The following is an 18679-nucleotide window of genomic DNA, read 5'->3' on the forward strand; positions in this document are numbered from 1 at the left end:
GTTAACGCACATTGAGTTTTTCCGGCGTGCTGCCAATCGCGCGCCATTCCGGCACATACATCGATTCCACCTGTGGCGGCGGCAGGCGATAGCTGCCCGGCGTCACCGCGCGCGCCAGATACAACAACGTGCCCGGCGTGTAGCCATCCAGCGCCAGCGCGGCGACAAAACGGTCGTCACGGAATTCGATATGCTTAATGTTGGCTTGCTGCATATCCATCATGCTCTCTTTCAGCGCATCGGCGCTGTCGCCTAAACTGGCGCTGCTGTCGCTCAGGTTCTGGTTTTCCAGCTCAAGTCCAGCAGGCAGCAGATCCACCACCAGCGCATCACTGACGCGCTCGCTAGCCGCGACTTTGAGCCGCACCACCAGCAGTTCGCCACTTTTCAGGTTGGTGAGATCCGCTGGCTTACCATCCAGCGTGAAGTACTCACGACTGATCTGCAGCACGTTGCTCATCGGCGACGGTGCGGTGCGCGGATAGCCCACCACATTTAGCGTGCCGTAAAGCGGCGACGCGTTGTCGCTTTTCACCGACACGCCCTGACGCAGCTGATCTTCCGTCATACCAATATTGAGCGGCTGATTGCTGCTGAGCGGTTCCGCTTTGCCTTGTAGTGTCGCCTGCCAGCTTTCGCCTTTATGCTGCTGCAAGGTGCGGGCGGCGAGGAACAACGCGTTGTTTTCCTGCGTCGAGAACCAGCGCTGTCCGTGCACCGCTTTCGCCAGATCGATCAGCAACGGACCTTGCATCTCCGGCAGCAGCTGGTTTTCCGTCAGCAGCGACAGAATCAGCGCGCGATCGCGCACCGGGCTGCCGTAATCGCCGAGCCAGTTGTTCGGCTTACGTTCCAGGCCAATGCCCTGCGCCAGCGCCAGTTGTGCACGCTGTTGATCGCCCATCAGCTTCAACGCCACGCCAAGCTGCACCATCGCCAGACCCGATTTCGCCTGATCGCGTTTTTCATACAGCGCACGCAACGCACCGAGCGGTGCCTGCTGCTGACGTGCCAGCACCAATCCGGCATAGGCCTGCACGCTGAAACGCAAACCATCGGCATCGCTGCTCCAGCTGGTTTCGATCTGCGTGGGATCCTGCAGATAGCGCAGCAGACGCTCGTCGGCACGGGTAATCACGCCATCCGGCACGCTGTAGCCGGCTTCGCTGGCGCGCAGCAGGAAATCAGTGACGTAAGCCGTCAGCCAAAACTCTTCCTGACTCTCTTTGCTCCACAAACCAAAGCTGCCGTTGCCGCGCTGCATGCCGGCAAGGCGCGCGATGCCAGTATCAATCGAGGCACGACGCGCTTCATCATTGCTGGTTTTGATGCCCATCGCCGTCAACTGCGCATGGTTGGTGAACACCGACGGCCAAATGCCGCTGGCGGTCTGTTCAAGGCAGCCATAAGGATAGGCATACAGCGAGCTGATATAGCTGGCGATATTCAGCGGTGGACGGTTGCTGAGCGACAGCTGTCCGCTCAACGTATCCTGCTGCAAGCCGTTGAAGGCGCTCGCCATCACCTGCCAGCTTTGGCCGGTTTGCATCACGTTATCGAAGCTTAGCGTTTGTGCCGGATAAGCCGGACGCACGCCAATTTTCCATTTGCGCTCGCTGGCTGCCAGCGTTTCGCCCGGCAAACTTATGCCGGACACCTTGACCTGCACATCGCCCTCACCAAAGCCGCCCTGCGCTTTGACCGGAATTTGCAAAGTGGTGCGCGCGCCTTTCGCCAGCTGCACGCTGGCGGGGATCTGGCCGTTGAGCGCGATCTGGCCACTGGCCGTGACGTTGATTTTCAGCGTCTGCGGTTGATCGGTGAGGTTGGTGAGATCCAGCGCCAGCGTGGATTGATCGCCGCTGGCAAGGAAACGCGGTGTCGCCAGTTCACTGATCAACGGCGCAGCGACCACCAGCTTGCGATCGGCCGAGCCGAAGCTGTCGGCGCTCCACACCTGCGCCATCAAACGCAATTCGCCATTAAACGCCGGAATTGGCAGTTCCAGCGTACCTTCGCCGTTGGCATCCAGCGTTACAGGCTGCAACTGCTGCGCCACAATCTGCACCTCGGTGACCGGTTTTTTACCGCCGCGCGACAGCGCATCCGCATCGTCGCCGTCACCGCCAAAGCGCAGCGCGGCCAGCTTGCCACCGCCTTCAATCAGCTGACCAAACACATCGTACTGATCGGCGTTGTAGCGCTTGCGGCCAAAAAACGCGTCCCACGGATTCGGGGTTTTGTAGTCGGTAATGTTGAGCACGCCGCGGTCCACCGCCGAGAGCAATACCTGAACCTGCTGCGGCAACGCGCCACCTTCACGGCTGGCTTTGACCTTCACTTTTAGCGTCTGCTCAGGACGGATTTTATCTGGCGCGTCGAGCGCTACGCTGAGGCGACGCGCTTCGGTCGCCATCGGCAGATGCAGCAAGCCCACCGCACGTTTCGGCGTGACGCCGCTGGCTTTGTCGCCGTCACGCACCACGATGGCGCTGAGATAGAGATCGTGTCGCTTCCAGCTGTCGCTAATCGGTACATCAATGGTTGCGCCGCCGGCCGGAACCTCCAGCGGTTGCCACCACAGCGTGCCGCTGCTGGATTCCACCATCAGATAGCCTTTACCGGCAGCAGGCGATTCCACCTGCACATGCGCGGTATCGCCCGCCTGATAGGCAGTTTTATCGATTTTCAGTTTGACCTGATCCGGACGCAGCGCGCCGGTGCCGTTGGTGTTGTCCTGCCACCCATATCCGGCCTGGAAACGCACGCTGCTAATGATGTTGTCGCCGGCATGCACTTCCAGGCGATAGGTGCCCCACTCCACCGGGAAGCTCACTTTCTGGCTGCCGCCCGCCGCAATGGTGATGCGCTGCTGCTCCTCCTGCAAATCCTTTTGATCGAAGCGCGACTGCCAGCCTTCGCTGTCGGAGAAGCTCCAGTAATAGTCGCGGCGTTCGTGGATCAGGCGCACATCAAGATCTGACGCCGCCAGTTTTTCGCCCTGCGGATTGGCGTAGACCACGTCGAACTCCGCAAGGCTGTTTTCCGCCACGGTCGGCTCATCGTGATAACGGTCGCTACGATAGTCATACACCGATTCGCTGTTAAACAGCGGACGAATGCCGGGCAGCGCCGGAGCCGGCCAAATCGCCTGAGTCGCGCGGCGCGTCACCGGACGGCCGCCGGTCTCCAGCAGGCTGGCTTGCAGAATCAGATTGAGCGGCGAATGGCTCTCTTTCCAGCTGCTCTCAACGTTGAGTTGCAACTTGCCGCGCTCATCCAGCTTCTCGTCCACATCATCGAGCGAACGTTTCAGCTCTTCAGTGATGTCGCCAAATTGATAGCCTGGCAGCGCGGCAACCGCTTCACGTGCCGGGCGCAGGAACAGCTGCCCCTGCAACTCGTTACCTGCGGCAGGCGCACCGTACAAATAGCGGCCTTCGACCGCAAAAGTAATGTCGTCATCCGGCGCCACCGGCTGCGCGCGGTTGGTTAGATCCAGTGCCATGCGCTCCGGCAGGAAGTCTTCTACATGGAACGGCCAGCTGCGCGGCTGGTTGTCGCCGCTGTTGATGCGCAGCGTCCATTCGCCAGTCATTGCGGAAGCGGGCAAGGCGAAGCGATGTTGATAGATGCCGTTATCTGGCTGCCAGACAAAGGTCTGCGACACTTCGCCATTCGGCTGCACCACGTCGGCTTTCACCGGCTGCGGCGGCAACGGTTTGCCATCAGCATCACGCAGCAGCGCGTTAACGATCACCGTTTCACCCGGACGATAGAGATCGCGCGGACCAAATACGAAGAACTGTTTGTCATAGCCTTGCGGGCCATCAATCGGAAATTCAGCCAGATCCAGCGCCGGACGATTGAGATCGATCAGCGAGGTTTGGCCCTTTTGCGTTGCCAACAGCAGTTTGCCTTTGGCATTCGCCGGCAAGCGCAGATGACCGTTGCTGTCGCTGGTGCCGCTGGCGAGTTGTTTGCCTTTTTCATCCAGCAATTGCACGCTAACGTCAGCCAGCGGCGCGCCGTTGAACAGGCTTTGGGCGAACAGTTCCAGCTGTTCGGGGAATTGGTGCAGCGACAAACCGATGTCGCTCAATGTGAAGAGTGTCGCTGGCTGCGTGTAGTTGTAGGTTCCGGCCTGTTTCATTACCGCCAGATAGACGCCCGGCTGTTTCAGCGCATCGACATCGCCCAGCGGCAGCTGCATTTTCTCGCGCGTGTTGCGTGCCGGATTGAGATCGAAGCGTGCGCCGTAAACCAGATCGGCATTTTTCAGCAACTCACGCGATTCCCAGTACGATATGTTGTTGCCGTAATCCCACTGGGCGAGAAAATCGGCCAGCGAGGCACTTTTCACGCGGAAGAAATCGACGTCGACGTTATTCACATTTAATGCCAGCACCGGCAAACCCTGCGTCAGACGCAGCGGCAGCAGCGATCCGCGACTGGCAAAACCCACCATCGGCTGGATATCGCGCGTGGTGAGTGTTTGATTAAATGGCGTGGATAAGGTGCTGCCATCGGCCGCTTTGAGACCGGCATCGACGTTAACCGTCAACTTGCGCGACGGTTCAGGATGGCGAAAACGCAGCGCTTTACCGTTTTGCGCCAGCTCCCAGCCGCCGTCGACCTTGCCGCTTTTATCATCGGTAATGTGCACGTGCGCGGCAAAATCCTGTTTGCTATCAAGCGGCGCGTTGAAGGTCAACACCAGCGCCGCAGCGCCGTCGAGTTGCAGTTCGGAGAGATCGATAACGGACAGCGATTGCGGCGTTGTTGCTGCAGTTGCCGTTTCCTGCGCGTGAATCGTCGAGGTTAAGCCGCCCAGTAATAGACCACCGATCAGCGCGCTGAGGAGCAGCCGGTTAAAACGTTTTGCCATGGTAATTCCCTCACCAGTCCCAGAAGTTAAGAAAACGCAATTTCGCGCAATTTCACATCAACCCGCCAACTTTAGCAATCACACCCTTGAGATAGCGTTCACATTCCCGGACACTGGTCGTTTCCCGTTTGCTGAGAAGAGGTTGCTATGACAGCCATATTTGTGTCCGCTGATTGGTTGAAAGAACATTACACCGAGGAAACATTGCAGGTGCTTGATGCCCGCATGTTGCCGCCTGGCCAGGAAGCCGTACGCGATCTGCAGGCTGAATATCTGGCTGGCCATCTGCCGAATGCCCCGTTCTTTGATATCGAAGCGTTGTCCGATCACACCTCGCCTTATCCGCACATGATGCCGCGCGCCGAATCCTTTGCGGTGGCGATGCGTGAATTGGGCGTCAGCCAGGATAAACATCTGGTGGTGTATGACGAAGGCAATCTGTTCTCGGCACCGCGCGCATGGTGGATGCTGCGCGCCTTTGGCTGCGAAAATGTGTCGATTCTGGCCGGAGGATTGCAGGGCTGGAAAGCGGCTGGTTTCGATGTCGCCACCGGACCGGTTAGTTTGCCGGAGGGTGAATTCGAGGCGACTTATGATGGCACACAGGTGAAACGCCTGACCGACGTGCTGCTGATCAGCCACGAAGGCGGCGCGCAAATCGTCGATGCACGCGCGGCCAACCGTTTTAACGCCGAAGTGGATGAACCGCGTCCGGGATTGCTGCGCGGGCATATTCCTCACAGCCTGAACGTGCCGTGGAACAGTTTGGTGGTAAATGGTGAACTGAAACCGGCAGCGGAACTGCGCGATCTGTTTGCTCAGGCGGGCGTAAAACTGGATCAGCCGGTGATTGCCAGCTGCGGTTCGGGTGTTACGGCGGTGGTGGTGATTCTGGCGCTGACGTCGCTGGGTGTGCGGGATGTGACGCTGTACGACGGTTCGTGGGGCGAATGGGGCAGCCGCGACGATTTACCGATCGAAAAGTGATCGCAGGTCGCCATAAATGGCGACCCTACATGTAAGGTGCGGATTATATAATCCGCTGACTGCCCTTAAAATCGCGCAGGAAACTGCCCCAGCGACGTTCATAGAACGGCGTAATGTGGGCAGTAAAGAAGTGGCTCACGCCGCGATCTTCACTAACCACTTCACAGATATCAATCGGTGCATCATCGGCCAGCGTGTCCGTTGCTACGCCGCCCGCCGCCTGAATAATCTCGTCAATATCGCTATCGGCTTCGATACCAATCAGCAGGTTGGGTTCTTCGGTGGCGCTTTCACGAATGCTGGCGATGTAAGCACGGCGCACCTGCTTGTACTTGGCAAACAGCTGCGTTAGTGAATCAATCATCTGCGCTGGCGGCTCGGCCACTTCAGATAACAGCAGCGCCTGACCGCCTTCCAGCACGGTTTGCTGGCTCAGCGCACTGCCCTCTTCGCCAATCAAATGGGCGATTTCACCCGGCGAAAACTCTTTGCCCGCAGGCAGCTTCGGGTTGAGGAACAGCGTTTCGCCTTGCGTAATCTCAAACAGCGTACGCACCGGCATGCGCAGATAAGGCTGCTCATCTTTGATTGCCTCGCCCATCGCTTCTTCGGAGGTGAAGAACGGGATCACGCTGCCACCACCCTCTTTTTCCCAATGCTGTAATTCGACCGGCGAAGTCGCATCAAACTGCTCAGCGGGACTTTCGCCTGGCACCCAAACATCGGCTTCCAGCAGCAGTTGGAAAAATTCCGGACGGTGCGCAGGCTCAGTGGCCGCCAGCTTCAGCACCTCTTCAAGACGGTTACTCATTTATCGTATTCCAAAAAAGACGGCAAGCTTACGCCTGCCGTGATGAGGACTATTTCAGTAACAGATTGGCGACGGTGCGCACACCCAAACCGGTCGCACCAGCGGACCACTGATCCACCGCGCCTTTGCGATACGTCGCGGAGCAGTCAATGTGCAGCCAGCCTTGCTGATATTTGCTGACGAAATGCGACAGGAACGCCGCCGCGCTGCTGGCACCTGCCGCATGTGACGGGCTGGCAATGTTATTCAGATCGGCAAAGTTCGAAGGCAGATGGCTGCGATGGAACTCGGCCAGCGGCAAGCGCCAGAAGGCTTCGTTTTCGCCGGTCGCGCTGCCAAGCAGCGATTCCGCCAGCACATCGTCAAAGGTAAACAGCGCGTGGTAATCGTTGCCCAGTGCGGTTTTTGCCGCGCCGGTCAGCGTTGCCGCATCGATTAGCAGTTCCGGATTCTGCTCGCTGGCATCAATCAGGCCATCAGCCAATACCAGACGACCTTCCGCATCGGTGTTCATCACTTCCACGGTTTTACCGTTGCGATAGCGAATGATGTCGCCCAGACGGAACGCGTTGCCGCTGACCATGTTGTCGGCGCAGCACAGATACAGTTTCACGCGCTTATTCAGACCGCGTGAAATCGCCAGCGCCAGTGCGCCGGTCAAGGTTGCCGCGCCGCCCATGTCGGACTTCATCGAGTCCATAAAAGCGCTCTGCTTCAGGCTGTAACCGCCGGTATCGAAGGTGATACCTTTACCGACCAGACACGCGTAAACCGGCGCACTTTCATCGCCGCTTGGGTTGTAATCGAGCGCGAGTAATACCGGCGAGCGGGTAGAACCGCGACCCACGGTGTGAAGTCCGGCATAACCCTGCTCGCGCAGATCGTCGCCTTTGGTGATGCGATAGCTCACCGCTTTGCCGCCCACTTCATTGATCAGATCAACCGCGTTGTGTGCCAGCTGCTCTGGGCTGAGATCTTCCGCTGGCAGGTTGATGGTGTCGCGCACCCAATCGACAATCTTCAGACGGCGCGCAAATTCAGCCTGATCGGCCTCATTGAATTCCGGCCACTCGACCTGACGTTTGCCTTTCGGGCTGCGATAGCCTTGCCAGAATGCCCAGCACTTCTCCAAATCCCAGCTTTCGCCCTGCAGGGCGACGTGACGAATGCCCTGACCGTCCAGCTTGCGACCCGCGCGCTGGATGCTCATCAGCGCATCTGCGCCAGTCAGGTGAATGGTCATGCCACTTTCGTTGCTGCTCAGCAGCGCTTTATCACCCCAGCGCGCGTCGGCGGCCTGGGAGCTGAGCGTAATTATCATCGGTTGTGTTGTCATCGCGTGGCTCCGTTTGCGTTAGGTGTCACCTTGCGCCAGAACCGGCGCAAGGGGTGCATGAATTAGCGGGCGTTTGTTGCAGGCGAGAGCGCCCGCAGACGGGTTACCGCTTTGTTGACCAGCTCGATAGCGTACTCAATTTCCTCTGCGCTGGTGAAGCGTCCGAGCGAAAAACGCAGCGAGCTGTGTGCCAGCTCCTGTTCGACGCCCATCGCGCGCAGCACGTAGGAAGGTTCGAGACTGGCCGAGGTGCAGGCGGAACCGGATGACAGCGCCAGATCTTTCAGCGCCATAATCAGCGATTCGCCATCGACGTGGGCAAAACTGATATTGAGGATGTTTGGAGCGCCCTGATCCAACGAACCGTTGAGGTTCACGTTACCCAGTTGACGAATGCCACTCCACAGACGCTGGCGCAACCCGGACAGACGCGCCATTTCGCTGCTCATCTCTTCACGTGCAATGCGGTAGGCTTCGCCCATGCCGACAATTTGATGCACCGGCAATGTGCCCGAACGCATGCCGCGCTCGTGGCCGCCACCGTGCATTTGCGCATCTATTTGCAGACGCGGTTTACGGCGCACCCACAGCGCGCCGATGCCTTTCGGTCCATACAACTTGTGCGCCGAGAAGGACATCAAATCCACTGGCAGTTCAGTGACGTCTATCGGCAGTTTGCCAACGCTTTGCGTGGCATCAACGTGGAACAGGATGTCACGCGCACGGCACAGCGCGCCGAGGGCGGCGATATCCTGAATCACACCGGTTTCATTATTAACGTGCATCAGCGACACCAGCACCGTGTCGTCGCGCAGTGCAGATTCGAGCATCTGCGGCGTGACGATACCGTCGCTGCCCGGCTGTAAGAAAGTGACATCAAAGCCTTCGTGCGCCAGTTGCTGGCAACTGTCGAGCACCGCTTTGTGTTCGGTTTGGCTGGTAATAATGTGCTTGCCGCGCGCCTGATGGCATTGCGCTGCACCTTTAATCGCAAGGTTGTCCGCTTCGGTCGCGCCGGAGGTAAAGACGATTTCACGCGGATCGGCGTTGACCAGCTCCGCAATCTGATTGCGAGCTACATCAACAGCTTCTTCGGCCTGCCAGCCAAAACGGTGGGAACGGGACGCGGGGTTACCGAAAGTGCCATCCATCGTGAGGAACTGCATCATTTTGGTGGCGACACGCGGATCCGCAGGCGTAGTGGCTGCGTAATCCAGGTAAATCGGTAATTTCATTGCGCTAAAACTCCGTATAAAAAATCATACGTCTTTATAGCACGAATCGGCCTTTCCAGTATGAACCCGTCATGCTTCAAGTTATAGGTGCGTTGGCTGCACTCACTCACCCCAGTCACATACTTATGTATGCTCCTGGGGATGCGCTCGCTTGCCGCCTTCCTCTAACTCGAATCATTTAGGGTTGGGAAAACCACGCTAAGCTATATTACGCGCGCAGATTAACGTTGATGGTTTCTTGCACACGATGCTGCTGGAAGCGGCGATTATCGACCGTGTTCTGGCGATCGGCCACTTCGAGGATTTCCTGATTATTCACCAGTTCCGCCAGCGTGATGTTGTTGAGGAAATCGCTAATGCGCTCACTCAGGTCACGCCACAAAACGTGTGTCAGGCAACGCTCGCCGCCCTGGCAGCCTTCTTTGCCCTGGCATTTGGTGGCGTCGACAGATTCGTCAACGGCGGTAATTACCGCGCCCACAGCAATCGCGCTTGAATCTTTACCTAACAGATAACCGCCACCTGGACCACGAACGCTGGCCACCAAGCCGTGCTTACGCAGACGCGAGAATAACTGCTCCAGATAGGACAACGAGATGCCCTGACGCTCAGAAATGTCAGCTAGCGGCACCGGGCCCTCATTGGAGTGCAGTGCAACGTCCAGCATAGCGGTTACGGCATAACGTCCTTTGGATGTCAGTCTCATAGCATACAACCTCGTAAGCGTCCGTCCGGTTATCGGCGGGTTATCTGATGAATTGGATGCAGTCTGACATTCCTGAGTAAAACGGTCAACTATTTAACCGAGTAATTTACTCAACTATTTAACCAAGTGTTTTACTCAACTATTATCCACATTCCCTTTGCGCTTTTCGAACGATGCCATCATACCGCGCAGGATGTTCAGTTCATCGCGTTCCGGACGCGCACGCGTATATAAACGACGCAGCTTGCTCATCACCTGGCTTGGCGTACCTTCACGGATAAAGCCGCTGTTCAGCATCATCTGCTCGATGTGCTGATAGAAGCGCTCGAGATCGTCAACCAGAGGATACGGTGACTCGACAGCTTGCTCCGTCGGCGCGGCTTTTTCCTGCGCGTCCAGCCAGGCCATGCGCACTTCGTAAGCGATGATCTGCACCGCCATCGCCAGGTTCAGTGAGCTGTATTCCGGATTGGCCTGAATCGCGACGTGATAGTGACACTTCTGCAACTCTTCGTTGGTCAGGCCGACGCGCTCGCGGCCAAACACCAACGCAACCGGTGCCTGCTGGCCCTCTTCCACGCTCTTAATGCCGCACTCACGTGAATCCAACATTGGCCACGGCAGTGAACGTGAACGTGCGCTGGTGCCAACCACCAAACTACAGCCGGCAATGGCTTCATCCATGGTATCGACAATGCGCGCATTACCAATGACATCGCTGGCACCGGCGGCGAGGGAAATGGCCTGTGAATCCGGTTTCACCAGCGGATTGACCAGATAAAGGTTGGTTAAGCCCATGGTTTTCATCGCGCGTGCGACCGAGCCCATGTTGCCCGTGTGCGAGGTTTCTACCAGTACGATTCGGATATTCTGCAGCATAATTAGAAGCGGTCAGGGAAATGATGGCGCGCATCCTAACATAAAAAGAGGACATTTGCTGAACACACTGATATACTCCGCGCCGTTTTCCCCGTTCTTTAACATCCAGCGAGAGATACCGATGCATCCGATGCTCAACATCGCCGTGCGCGCAGCGCGCAAGGCCGGAAATTTAATTGCCAAGAATTATGAAACCCCGGACGCAGTTGAAGCTAGCCAGAAAGGCAGCAACGACTTCGTTACCAATGTTGACCGTGACGCAGAACGTCTGATTATCGAAGTAATTCGTAAATCGTACCCGAAACACACCATCATCACCGAAGAAAGCGGTGAACTGGCGGGCGAAGATCAGGACATTCAATGGGTAATCGATCCGCTGGATGGCACCACCAACTTCATCAAGCGTCTTCCACACTTCTCAGTATCTATCGCTGTGCGCATTAAAGGCCGCACCGAAGTCGCTGTGGTTTACGATCCAATGCGTAACGAACTCTTCACCGCCGTACGCGGTCAGGGCGCCCAGCTGAACGGCTATCGCCTGCGCGGCAGCACGGCTCGCGATCTGGATGGCACCATTCTGGCTACCGGCTTCCCGTTCAAGTTGAAGCAGCACGCAACGCCTTACATCAACATCGTTGGCAAACTGTTTACTCAGTGTGCCGATTTCCGTCGCACCGGTTCAGCGGCGCTGGATCTGGCTTACACCGCTGCGGGTCGCGTTGATGGTTTCTTCGAAATTGGCCTGAAGCCGTGGGATTTTGCCGCGGGCGAACTGCTGGTGCGTGAAGCGGGCGGCCTGGTGACTGACTTTACCGGCAACCACGGTTACGTGATGTCAGGTAACATCGTTGCGGGTAACCCACGCGTAGTGAAAGCGATGCTGGCATCGATGCGTGAAGAATTGAGTGAAGCGCTGAAGCGCTAAGTGAGAAAAGGCGGCTGAATCAGCCGCCTTTTTTTTATTACCGACGTTCGTGACTTAATACCTGACGCGGTTGCGTCTTGCGTCCTACGCGTCCCATCAAGGCCGCCAGTACCGCTTCAATCACCAGCATGAAGAAGGTGAACCAGCTTGCTTTCGCCGTCGCGGCAGCCGCTTGCTCAGCCACTTCACGCGCTTTCTGCTCCGCTTGCTGTTTCAATTGCTGATATTGCTGTACGGCTTTTTTGTAGCTCTCTTCAGTCTGCGTCACAATCTGCTCAACTTCCTGATCGCTTTTACCGGTACGCGCTTTAATAATATTTTTCAGCGCATCACGATCGGCAGCCTGCAATGTATCTGAATGACGATTCATAACGCCTTTCAACCAATTAGCCAGATCATTATCAGCATTCTGTGGATTTTGTGCGGTTTGTTCCGCTTGATTTTGCGCATTATTGGCTTCGTTATTTACATCCTTTTGCAGATTCTCAGGTTGTAATTCTGACTTACCCGTTTGACGCAGCGTGGTTTGTAATTCGTTTTTTAAATCATCTAAATTGATATTACTTTCCTGCAGCTTCTCTTTTGCCATATTGGTCAGTGATGGCGCAGCTGCGGAAATTCCATTGCCCACGGCATTTACGCCAGCACCTAAAATATTAAAGGCACCGCCAATAACGCCAGTCGCAAGGGTAATGGCAAGCCATAATGTCAAAATGGTGCTGACGCCAAACATTAATAATCCGTGCATCGCCCCTTCGCGCTGTGCCAAACGTCCCGCCACATAGCTACCGACGGCCATGGCAATCAGCATACTCACGCCCGTCCATATTAATGCACCAGTTCCCAGATGCTGCAGCGGATTTTGTTCCTGTTGTGGATCGATGGATGTTGCACCGATCGCGGTACCTAATATCCCCAATAAAAGATGAATGATTAGCGCAGCGATAACGCCGGCAAATACTGCGCTCCAGGAAATACGCTTTAATGGTAGGCCGCCATGCACTTCGTGCACCGTATCCACGCTGCCATTATTAATCCGAGTTTCAGGCATCGTTTTCTCCTCGCAGAATGTTTTTCTGAAATATTATAATTTCTCAATTCACCAGAGCATTGACTGGTGTAATTTATCTTAGACAGAGAAATCTATTTTCACCAGCACACCAGGAGGAGATATTTAATTAACTATTGAAGGGGGAACACTTGCAGAAGTGGGTTATTTACACTACCCAAACATCCTAATTTCAAAAAGGACGAATTCCGCCGCCAATGCCCGGTGAAGCACTTTGCCATAATGCAACGCCCGCAACGATTAACAGCACGCTGCCCAATAAGGCGAGCAGCGGAACCAGCAGCCTGGCCGCAGGATGGCTGCCGCCAGCCTGTCCTAAACGTTGCGCCAGCACACGGGAACGCTGCACTAACAAGCCGAGCGCCGAAACCGTCAACGCCGTACCCACCGCCATCGCCACGGCAGAGGCAACGCCCCACGCATAAACGCCGATCACTTTGGCAAACAGCAGCATCATGATGGCACCGGAACAGGGCCGCAGCCCCATGGAAAACACCACCAACGCCTGCGTTTTAGCGCTAACCGCCTGATCCATTTGCGCGGCGCTGGGCAGATGCGCATGACCGCAGCCGCAGTGTTCATCATGCTGATGTGTAGGACGAATAGCGTGGATCTGCAGCTTTGGCTGAGGGCGCAGTTGCTGGCGCAGCGATCGTAGTGCACGCCAACCGACCCAAACACCCAGCGCGACGACTAACAGATAACTGCCTTTCTCCAGCCAGTAACTGCCGAGATGCATCTGACGCGACGAAGTTTGCAGCACCACCAGCATTAGCGTCACCAAACCAATCGCCACGCCGCCTTGCAGCAATGCCGCCAATAGCGTCAGTTTCATGCTGGTTTTCAACTTTGCCGGATGAGTGGCGAGGAAGGTGGTGATCACCACTTTGCCGTGTCCCGGCCCCAGCGCATGCAACACGCCATACACAAGGCTGAACAGCATCAGCGTCACACCCGCCTGCTGCGGTTGTTCAGCGACCTGCTGCAACAGCTGCGTCATCTCGCGATTCAGGACTTTTTGCCACAGCACGCTTTGCAGCAAAATCTGCGACCAGTGCTGCCACAGCAGCACGCCCGCTAGCAGTAATAACGCCGTCATCAGCCACAGCGGCCATAAACGACGTGAGCGGGAAGGCAGCGAAATCAGTGACATGTCAGCGTTACCGTTTGGGCGAATTGCTGGCCAAGGTCCATATCCTCCGGCGGCGCATCGGCTTTATCCAGCGACAGCGCATATTGCTTCAGCGAGTCATCCGGTTTCGGCGTGTGCAGTTCGATTTGGCAGTGCGATTTAACGGTGTCGTCCATGGTTAATGCCTGTGGATTATCGTAATACATATCAACGAAATAGCTGGGATCAAAGGTCTGAATACGATACTGCTTCGCACTTAATAACTGTGGCTCGCCAAACGGCACGATGAACTCCAGCACCGCTTTGTTGCCGTTACGCGATAAGTTGTACTCTTTCGGCAGGTTGAGGAATTTAACCCGATTCTTATCCTGCCACACTTCAGTGAAATAGTGCTGACCGAGCACATTGGCCATCACCTGCGCCGCCAGCTTTTTCCATACCACATCGCCAGGTTTGGCCTTACCTGCGTCGTACAGCAGATCGGCGGAGGTAATCTCATCCATGGTCCACACCATTTTCATGCCGCTGAGATGTTGGTTGTCACTGATGAACTCGGTTTTCATGTCAATAAAGCTGTGCGGATGTGACCAGGCTGCGGTGCTGAACAACAGCGTAAACGTAATGAGTGCAATTTTCATGTGTTATAAAGTAACAATTTTAAAGTGAAGTGTAGAGTGGTCCAGAAAAATTGTGACCCGCCCTAAAGCTCTGAACAAAAGTCACGACAAAGTGCAAGGTTACCGCGTGGAGTTAGCTATTCTTAGCTCAAAAGTGACCTGCGGATAAACCATTGATGAGTTCTGCACCTTCCTCTGCACCACTCTTCAGCCGCTCCCAGCGTCGTTGTCATCTGTTACTGCTGCTATTTCTGCCCGCTCCCGCGTTGACGCTTGAAAAGCTCTGCCAGTTAAATGGCGTGGCGCCTGTTGTCGCCCGACAGGATATCGCGGATGTGGGAGAGGAGATACAGCGTTACCATCAACTGGAGCTACACCAGATGGTCGATGGCAGCTTCCGCATTCATGGGACGGAACTGGACAGGCGGCTGTGCCTGATCCACTGGCTGCGACGCGCGCTGCGTTTGTCGCAGGATTTTGTCTGCGAGCATTTTGCCCCGGTGCTGCGTCAGCGCCTGAAAGTACTGAAAATCGAGAAAGCGCTGTGGGATGAAACCAACCTGCAGGCGCTAATCCAACACTGCAGCCTGCGTCTGGCGCGCGACTTCAGCGCACGCGACCGCCTGTTTCTGCAAATCTTCATGAAGTATTCGCTGTGTCAGCGACAAAACGCGCTGTTCAATGACGGGCAACGCGCATGGCTGGCGGAAAAAGCCGAACGTGCTGCCGCCGACGACGTGATTCATCACTGGCAGAAACGCTGCCACATAGCGCCGGATGTGAGCGAAACCGACTTCTGGACGTTGTTGTTTAGCTTGATTCACGCGCCAACCGCTACGCAACTGGAACATCCACAAGCGGTAAAGCTGATGCAGTCAGTGGAAGCGCTGATTACGCGCTTTGAGCAACTGGCACAAACCACCTTCAAAAATCGATCCGAACTTACTCAGCAACTCTTTACGCATCTGGCGCAGGCGCTGGATCGCAGTCATTTCGCCATCGGCATTGATAACAGCGTGGCGTTGGATGTCGCACGACTTTATCCGCGCCTGCTGCGCACCACGGAACGCGCACTTGAGCATTTCAGCCGTAATTTTGCCACGCGCTTTAGTGCTGAAGAGGTGAGTCTGGTGGCGGTGCTATTTGGTGCCTGGCTGATGCAGGAGAGCGCATTGCAGGAAAAGCAGGTGCTGCTGCTGACGGGCGCGGATGCGGCGCTGGAGCAGTTGCTGGAGCAGCAGCTGCGGGAAATGACGCTGCTACCGATTAACATCAGTTATCAGGACGTCGTGCACTTTCAGCGTGAAGGCGCGCCGCGCGATATCGCGCTGGTGATTACGCCGTACGCCATTTCGTTACCGCTGTTTTCACCGCCGCTGATCCAGGCGGAGCTGCCGCTGAGTAGTCATCAGCAGCAGCGCATTCGCCAGTTGCTGGAGAGCTAAGCGGCGCGCGGACGCAGGAACAGCGCCGGCAGCGCCACTAACGCCATCACCCAGAACAGATGTCCTTGCAGATGCGTAAACAGCACGCCGCAAATCATGGTCATCACCGCAATACCGCCACCCATGGCCAGCGCCGAATAGAGCGATTGCAGACGAATCACTTCCGCGCCTTGGCGCGCGGCAATAAACCGCATCGCCGCTAAATGGCAGACGGTAAAGCTGCCACAGTGCAGAATCTGCGCCACGATCAGCAACGGCAAGGCGGTGCTGGAGCCCAGCATTGTCCAGCGGATAATAGCGCACACGCCCGATAACAACAGCAGATCGCGCGCACTCCAGCGGCGGAACAGTCGGCTGCTAAGGGCAAAAATTATGATTTCAGCCACCACGCCCAGCGACCATAAATAGCCGATAATCGATGCGGCATAACCGCTCTCCTGCCACCAAATCGCGCTGAAGCTGTAGTAAGCCGCATGTGCGCCCTGCAACAATGTCACGCATAACATAAAGCGCCACACCGCATTTTCGCGCAGCAAATCACGCCATGCCTGCCAGCCACCATCGGTGGATGTCTGACGTTCACTGCCCTGCGGCTTCGTCGCAGGCGTTAACATCATCCCACCCAACATGCTGATCGCGCCCAGTGACAGCAGCACCAGAATCGCCTGAGACGAGAACGCAGTAACTAGCATACCGGTTAAGGCAGAACTGATGACAAACGCCAGCGACCCCCACAAACGAACCGGACCATAAGTCAGACCGATTTGCTGCGTCCAGGTGGCGGCCAGCGCATCACTTAACGGCACCAGTGGTGAGAAAAACAGATTAAAGCCGATCATCACGAACAGCAGCCACATCCACTGTTGCCCCAGCCAATAACCGATGGCGAACAGGCAGGTCATTAGCGCCAGCAGGCGCAGCGCGGTGATCAGCTGTGAGGGATTTTTTACCTGCGAGGCAATCAGCAAACTGCCGACAAAACGCGCCACCATGCCACAACCCAGCAGCAGGCCGATTTTTTCCGCATCGAGTCCGGTGCCTTTTAGCCAGACGCTCCAGAAAGGTAGGTAAATGCCGTAACAGAAGAAGTAAGTGAAGTAGCCCAAACCGAGCCATTTGGCGGAGCCGATTGCCATATTCCCTCCAGCAAAAATGCTGCTGAGCAGCACGAGTGGCCGCTACTTTGTCAGAGCGCTGCCGCGACGGCAATAAAAAAAGGATGGCTTGCGCCATCCTTTTTGGAACTGCATCGACCAGCGTAAAGCTTACGCGTACACCGGCAGACGGCTGCAGATTTCCAGCACTTTCTGTTTGGTACGTTCGATGGTCGCTTCGTCGTTGATGTTGTCCAGCACGTCAGCGATCCAGCCAGCCAGCTCGCGAACGTCAGCTTCTTTGAAGCCACGACGCGTCACCGCTGGGGTACCGATACGCACGCCAGAGGTCACAAACGGGCTTTTCGGATCGTTAGGTACGCTGTTTTTGTTCACGGTAATGTTGGCACGGCCCAGAGCGGCATCGGCTTCTTTACCGGTCAGGTTTTTGCTGACCAGATCGATCAGGAACAAGTGGTTGTGTGTGCCACCGGAAACGATGTTGTAACCGCGCTCCAGCAGAACTTCCACCATCGCTTTCGCATTCTTAGCCACCTGCTGCTGGTAAGTCTTGAACTCTGGCTCCATCGCTTCTTTGAACGCCACTGCTTTACCAGCGATCACGTGCATCAGAGGACCGCCCTGACCGCCCGGGAACACTGCGGAGTTCAGTTTTTTATACAGATCTTCGTCACCGTTTTTCGCCAGGATCAGGCCGCCACGCGGACCCGCCAGGGTTTTATGGGTGGTAGAGGTCACGATATGTGCATGAGGAACCGGGTTCGGGTAAACGTCTGCGGCGATCAGGCCCGCAACGTGTGCCATATCAACGAACAGGTACGCGCCGACGCTGTCTGCGATTTCACGCATTTTGGCCCAGTCGCACACGCCAGAATAAGCAGAGAAGCCGCCGACGATCATTTTTGGCTTGTGGGTTTGCGCCAGTTCAGCCAGCTCTTCGTAGTTGATTTTGCCGGTTTCATCGATGCCGTAAGGGATAACGTTGTACAGCTTACCAGACAGGTTCACCGGAGAACCGTGCGTCAGGTGACCACCGTGCGCCAGGTTCATACCCAGAATGGTGTCGCCCGGCTGTAGCAGCGCGGTGTAAACCGCGAAGTTGGCCTGAGAACCTGAGTGCGGCTGCACGTTAGCGAAATCTGCGCCGAACAGCTCTTTAGCGCGATCGATCGCCAGCTGCTCAACGATATCGACGTATTCACATCCGCCGTAATAACGTTTGCCCGGATAGCCTTCGGCATATTTGTTGGTGAGCTGTGAACCTTGGGCCTGCATTACGCGTGGGCTGGTGTAGTTTTCAGAAGCAATCAGTTCAATGTGCTCTTCCTGACGCACTTTCTCTTGCTCCATAGCCTGCCACAACGCGGCATCATAATCGGCAATGTTCATATCACGCTTTAACATCCGGACTCTCCTGACTCAGCTAACTTTTTAACGGCAGTTTAGGCCCCGGCTAGGGGGCGAAGGCGAACAGTGTAAACGGTTTTGACAGGTGACGGTAGCGTCAATCCCCTCTTTTTGCGCAAACGATTGG

Annotated in this window: 14 protein-coding genes; 3 read left to right on the forward strand and 11 right to left on the reverse strand. The window is 56.2% G+C overall.

The annotated features are described in order from the left end of the window. Position 1 precedes the first annotated feature (1 nt). On the reverse strand, positions 2-4888 hold the full coding sequence (locus AC6I8A_RS14635; protein ID WP_497818704.1) for an alpha-2-macroglobulin family protein: 4887 nt from the start codon (positions 4886-4888) through the stop codon (positions 2-4). A 147-nt stretch (positions 4889-5035) separates the two neighbouring features. Here AC6I8A_RS14635 and sseA point away from each other — a divergent pair, with 147 nt between their 5' ends. Further along, a complete protein-coding gene (sseA, locus tag AC6I8A_RS14640; RefSeq protein ID WP_154155653.1) occupies positions 5036-5875 on the forward strand; it encodes a 3-mercaptopyruvate sulfurtransferase in 840 nt (279 codons plus the stop codon). Between the two features lie 43 nt (positions 5876-5918). Here sseA and sseB read toward each other — a convergent pair whose 3' ends face one another. The 5 genes from sseB to trmJ form a co-directional block, all read right to left on the reverse strand. Next, positions 5919-6686 (reverse strand): enhanced serine sensitivity protein SseB, encoded by a 768-nt coding sequence (gene sseB, locus AC6I8A_RS14645; protein WP_293792659.1) that lies wholly within the window; start codon positions 6684-6686, stop codon positions 5919-5921. 49 nt (positions 6687-6735) lie between these two features. Then, entirely contained in the window at positions 6736-8022 is a 1287-nt protein-coding gene (pepB, locus tag AC6I8A_RS14650) for an aminopeptidase PepB (RefSeq protein ID WP_293792658.1), read from the reverse strand. Positions 8023-8084: 62 nt separating this feature from the next. Continuing rightward, positions 8085-9257: an IscS subfamily cysteine desulfurase gene (locus AC6I8A_RS14655; RefSeq protein WP_293792657.1), complete on the reverse strand. Its 1173-nt coding sequence runs from the start codon at positions 9255-9257 to the stop codon at positions 8085-8087. 208 nt (positions 9258-9465) lie between these two features. After that, positions 9466-9963: a Fe-S cluster assembly transcriptional regulator IscR gene (gene iscR / locus AC6I8A_RS14660; RefSeq protein ID WP_008108287.1), complete on the reverse strand. Its 498-nt coding sequence runs from the start codon at positions 9961-9963 to the stop codon at positions 9466-9468. Positions 9964-10098: 135 nt separating this feature from the next. Further along, on the reverse strand, positions 10099-10842 hold the full coding sequence (gene trmJ / locus AC6I8A_RS14665) for a tRNA (cytosine(32)/uridine(32)-2'-O)-methyltransferase TrmJ (protein WP_008108285.1): 744 nt from the start codon (positions 10840-10842) through the stop codon (positions 10099-10101). A 121-nt stretch (positions 10843-10963) separates the two neighbouring features. Between trmJ and suhB the strand changes: the two genes are divergently transcribed. Continuing rightward, entirely contained in the window at positions 10964-11767 is an 804-nt protein-coding gene (suhB, locus tag AC6I8A_RS14670) for an inositol-1-monophosphatase (protein ID WP_008108283.1), read from the forward strand. 37 nt (positions 11768-11804) lie between these two features. On the opposite strand, the gene AC6I8A_RS14675 is transcribed toward suhB, so the two are convergent. The 3 genes from AC6I8A_RS14675 to AC6I8A_RS14685 form a co-directional block, all read right to left on the reverse strand. Next, the gene (locus AC6I8A_RS14675; RefSeq protein ID WP_256697125.1) at positions 11805-12818 is read right to left on the reverse strand and encodes an MFS transporter; all 1014 of its coding nucleotides are present in this window, start codon (positions 12816-12818) and stop codon (positions 11805-11807) included. A gap of 190 nt (positions 12819-13008) precedes the next feature. Beyond that, positions 13009-13989 carry a nickel/cobalt transporter gene (locus AC6I8A_RS14680; protein WP_256697126.1) on the reverse strand — a complete coding sequence of 327 codons (981 nt, stop codon included), beginning with the start codon at positions 13987-13989 and terminating at the stop codon, positions 13009-13011. Beyond that, positions 13980-14606 carry a DUF1007 family protein gene (locus tag AC6I8A_RS14685; RefSeq protein ID WP_061717983.1) on the reverse strand — a complete coding sequence of 209 codons (627 nt, stop codon included), beginning with the start codon at positions 14604-14606 and terminating at the stop codon, positions 13980-13982. Before AC6I8A_RS14685 ends, AC6I8A_RS14680 begins: the two co-directional genes overlap by 10 nt. Positions 14607-14761: 155 nt before the next feature. Between AC6I8A_RS14685 and csiE the strand changes: the two genes are divergently transcribed. Next, complete coding sequence (gene csiE, locus AC6I8A_RS14690; RefSeq protein WP_008101480.1) at positions 14762-16030, forward strand: stationary phase inducible protein CsiE; 1269 nt, start codon at positions 14762-14764, stop codon at positions 16028-16030. On the opposite strand, the gene AC6I8A_RS14695 is transcribed toward csiE, so the two are convergent. Continuing rightward, a complete protein-coding gene (locus AC6I8A_RS14695) occupies positions 16027-17166 on the reverse strand; it encodes a 3-phenylpropionate MFS transporter (protein WP_497818705.1) in 1140 nt (379 codons plus the stop codon). The genes csiE and AC6I8A_RS14695 overlap by 4 nt on opposite strands. Positions 17167-17295: 129 nt before the next feature. Then, positions 17296-18549: a serine hydroxymethyltransferase gene (glyA, locus tag AC6I8A_RS14700; RefSeq protein ID WP_176971039.1), complete on the reverse strand. Its 1254-nt coding sequence runs from the start codon at positions 18547-18549 to the stop codon at positions 17296-17298. Positions 18550-18679: the final 130 nt, after the last annotated feature.

The organism is Pantoea sp. X-Soil-ISGK-275, assembly GCF_059730795.1.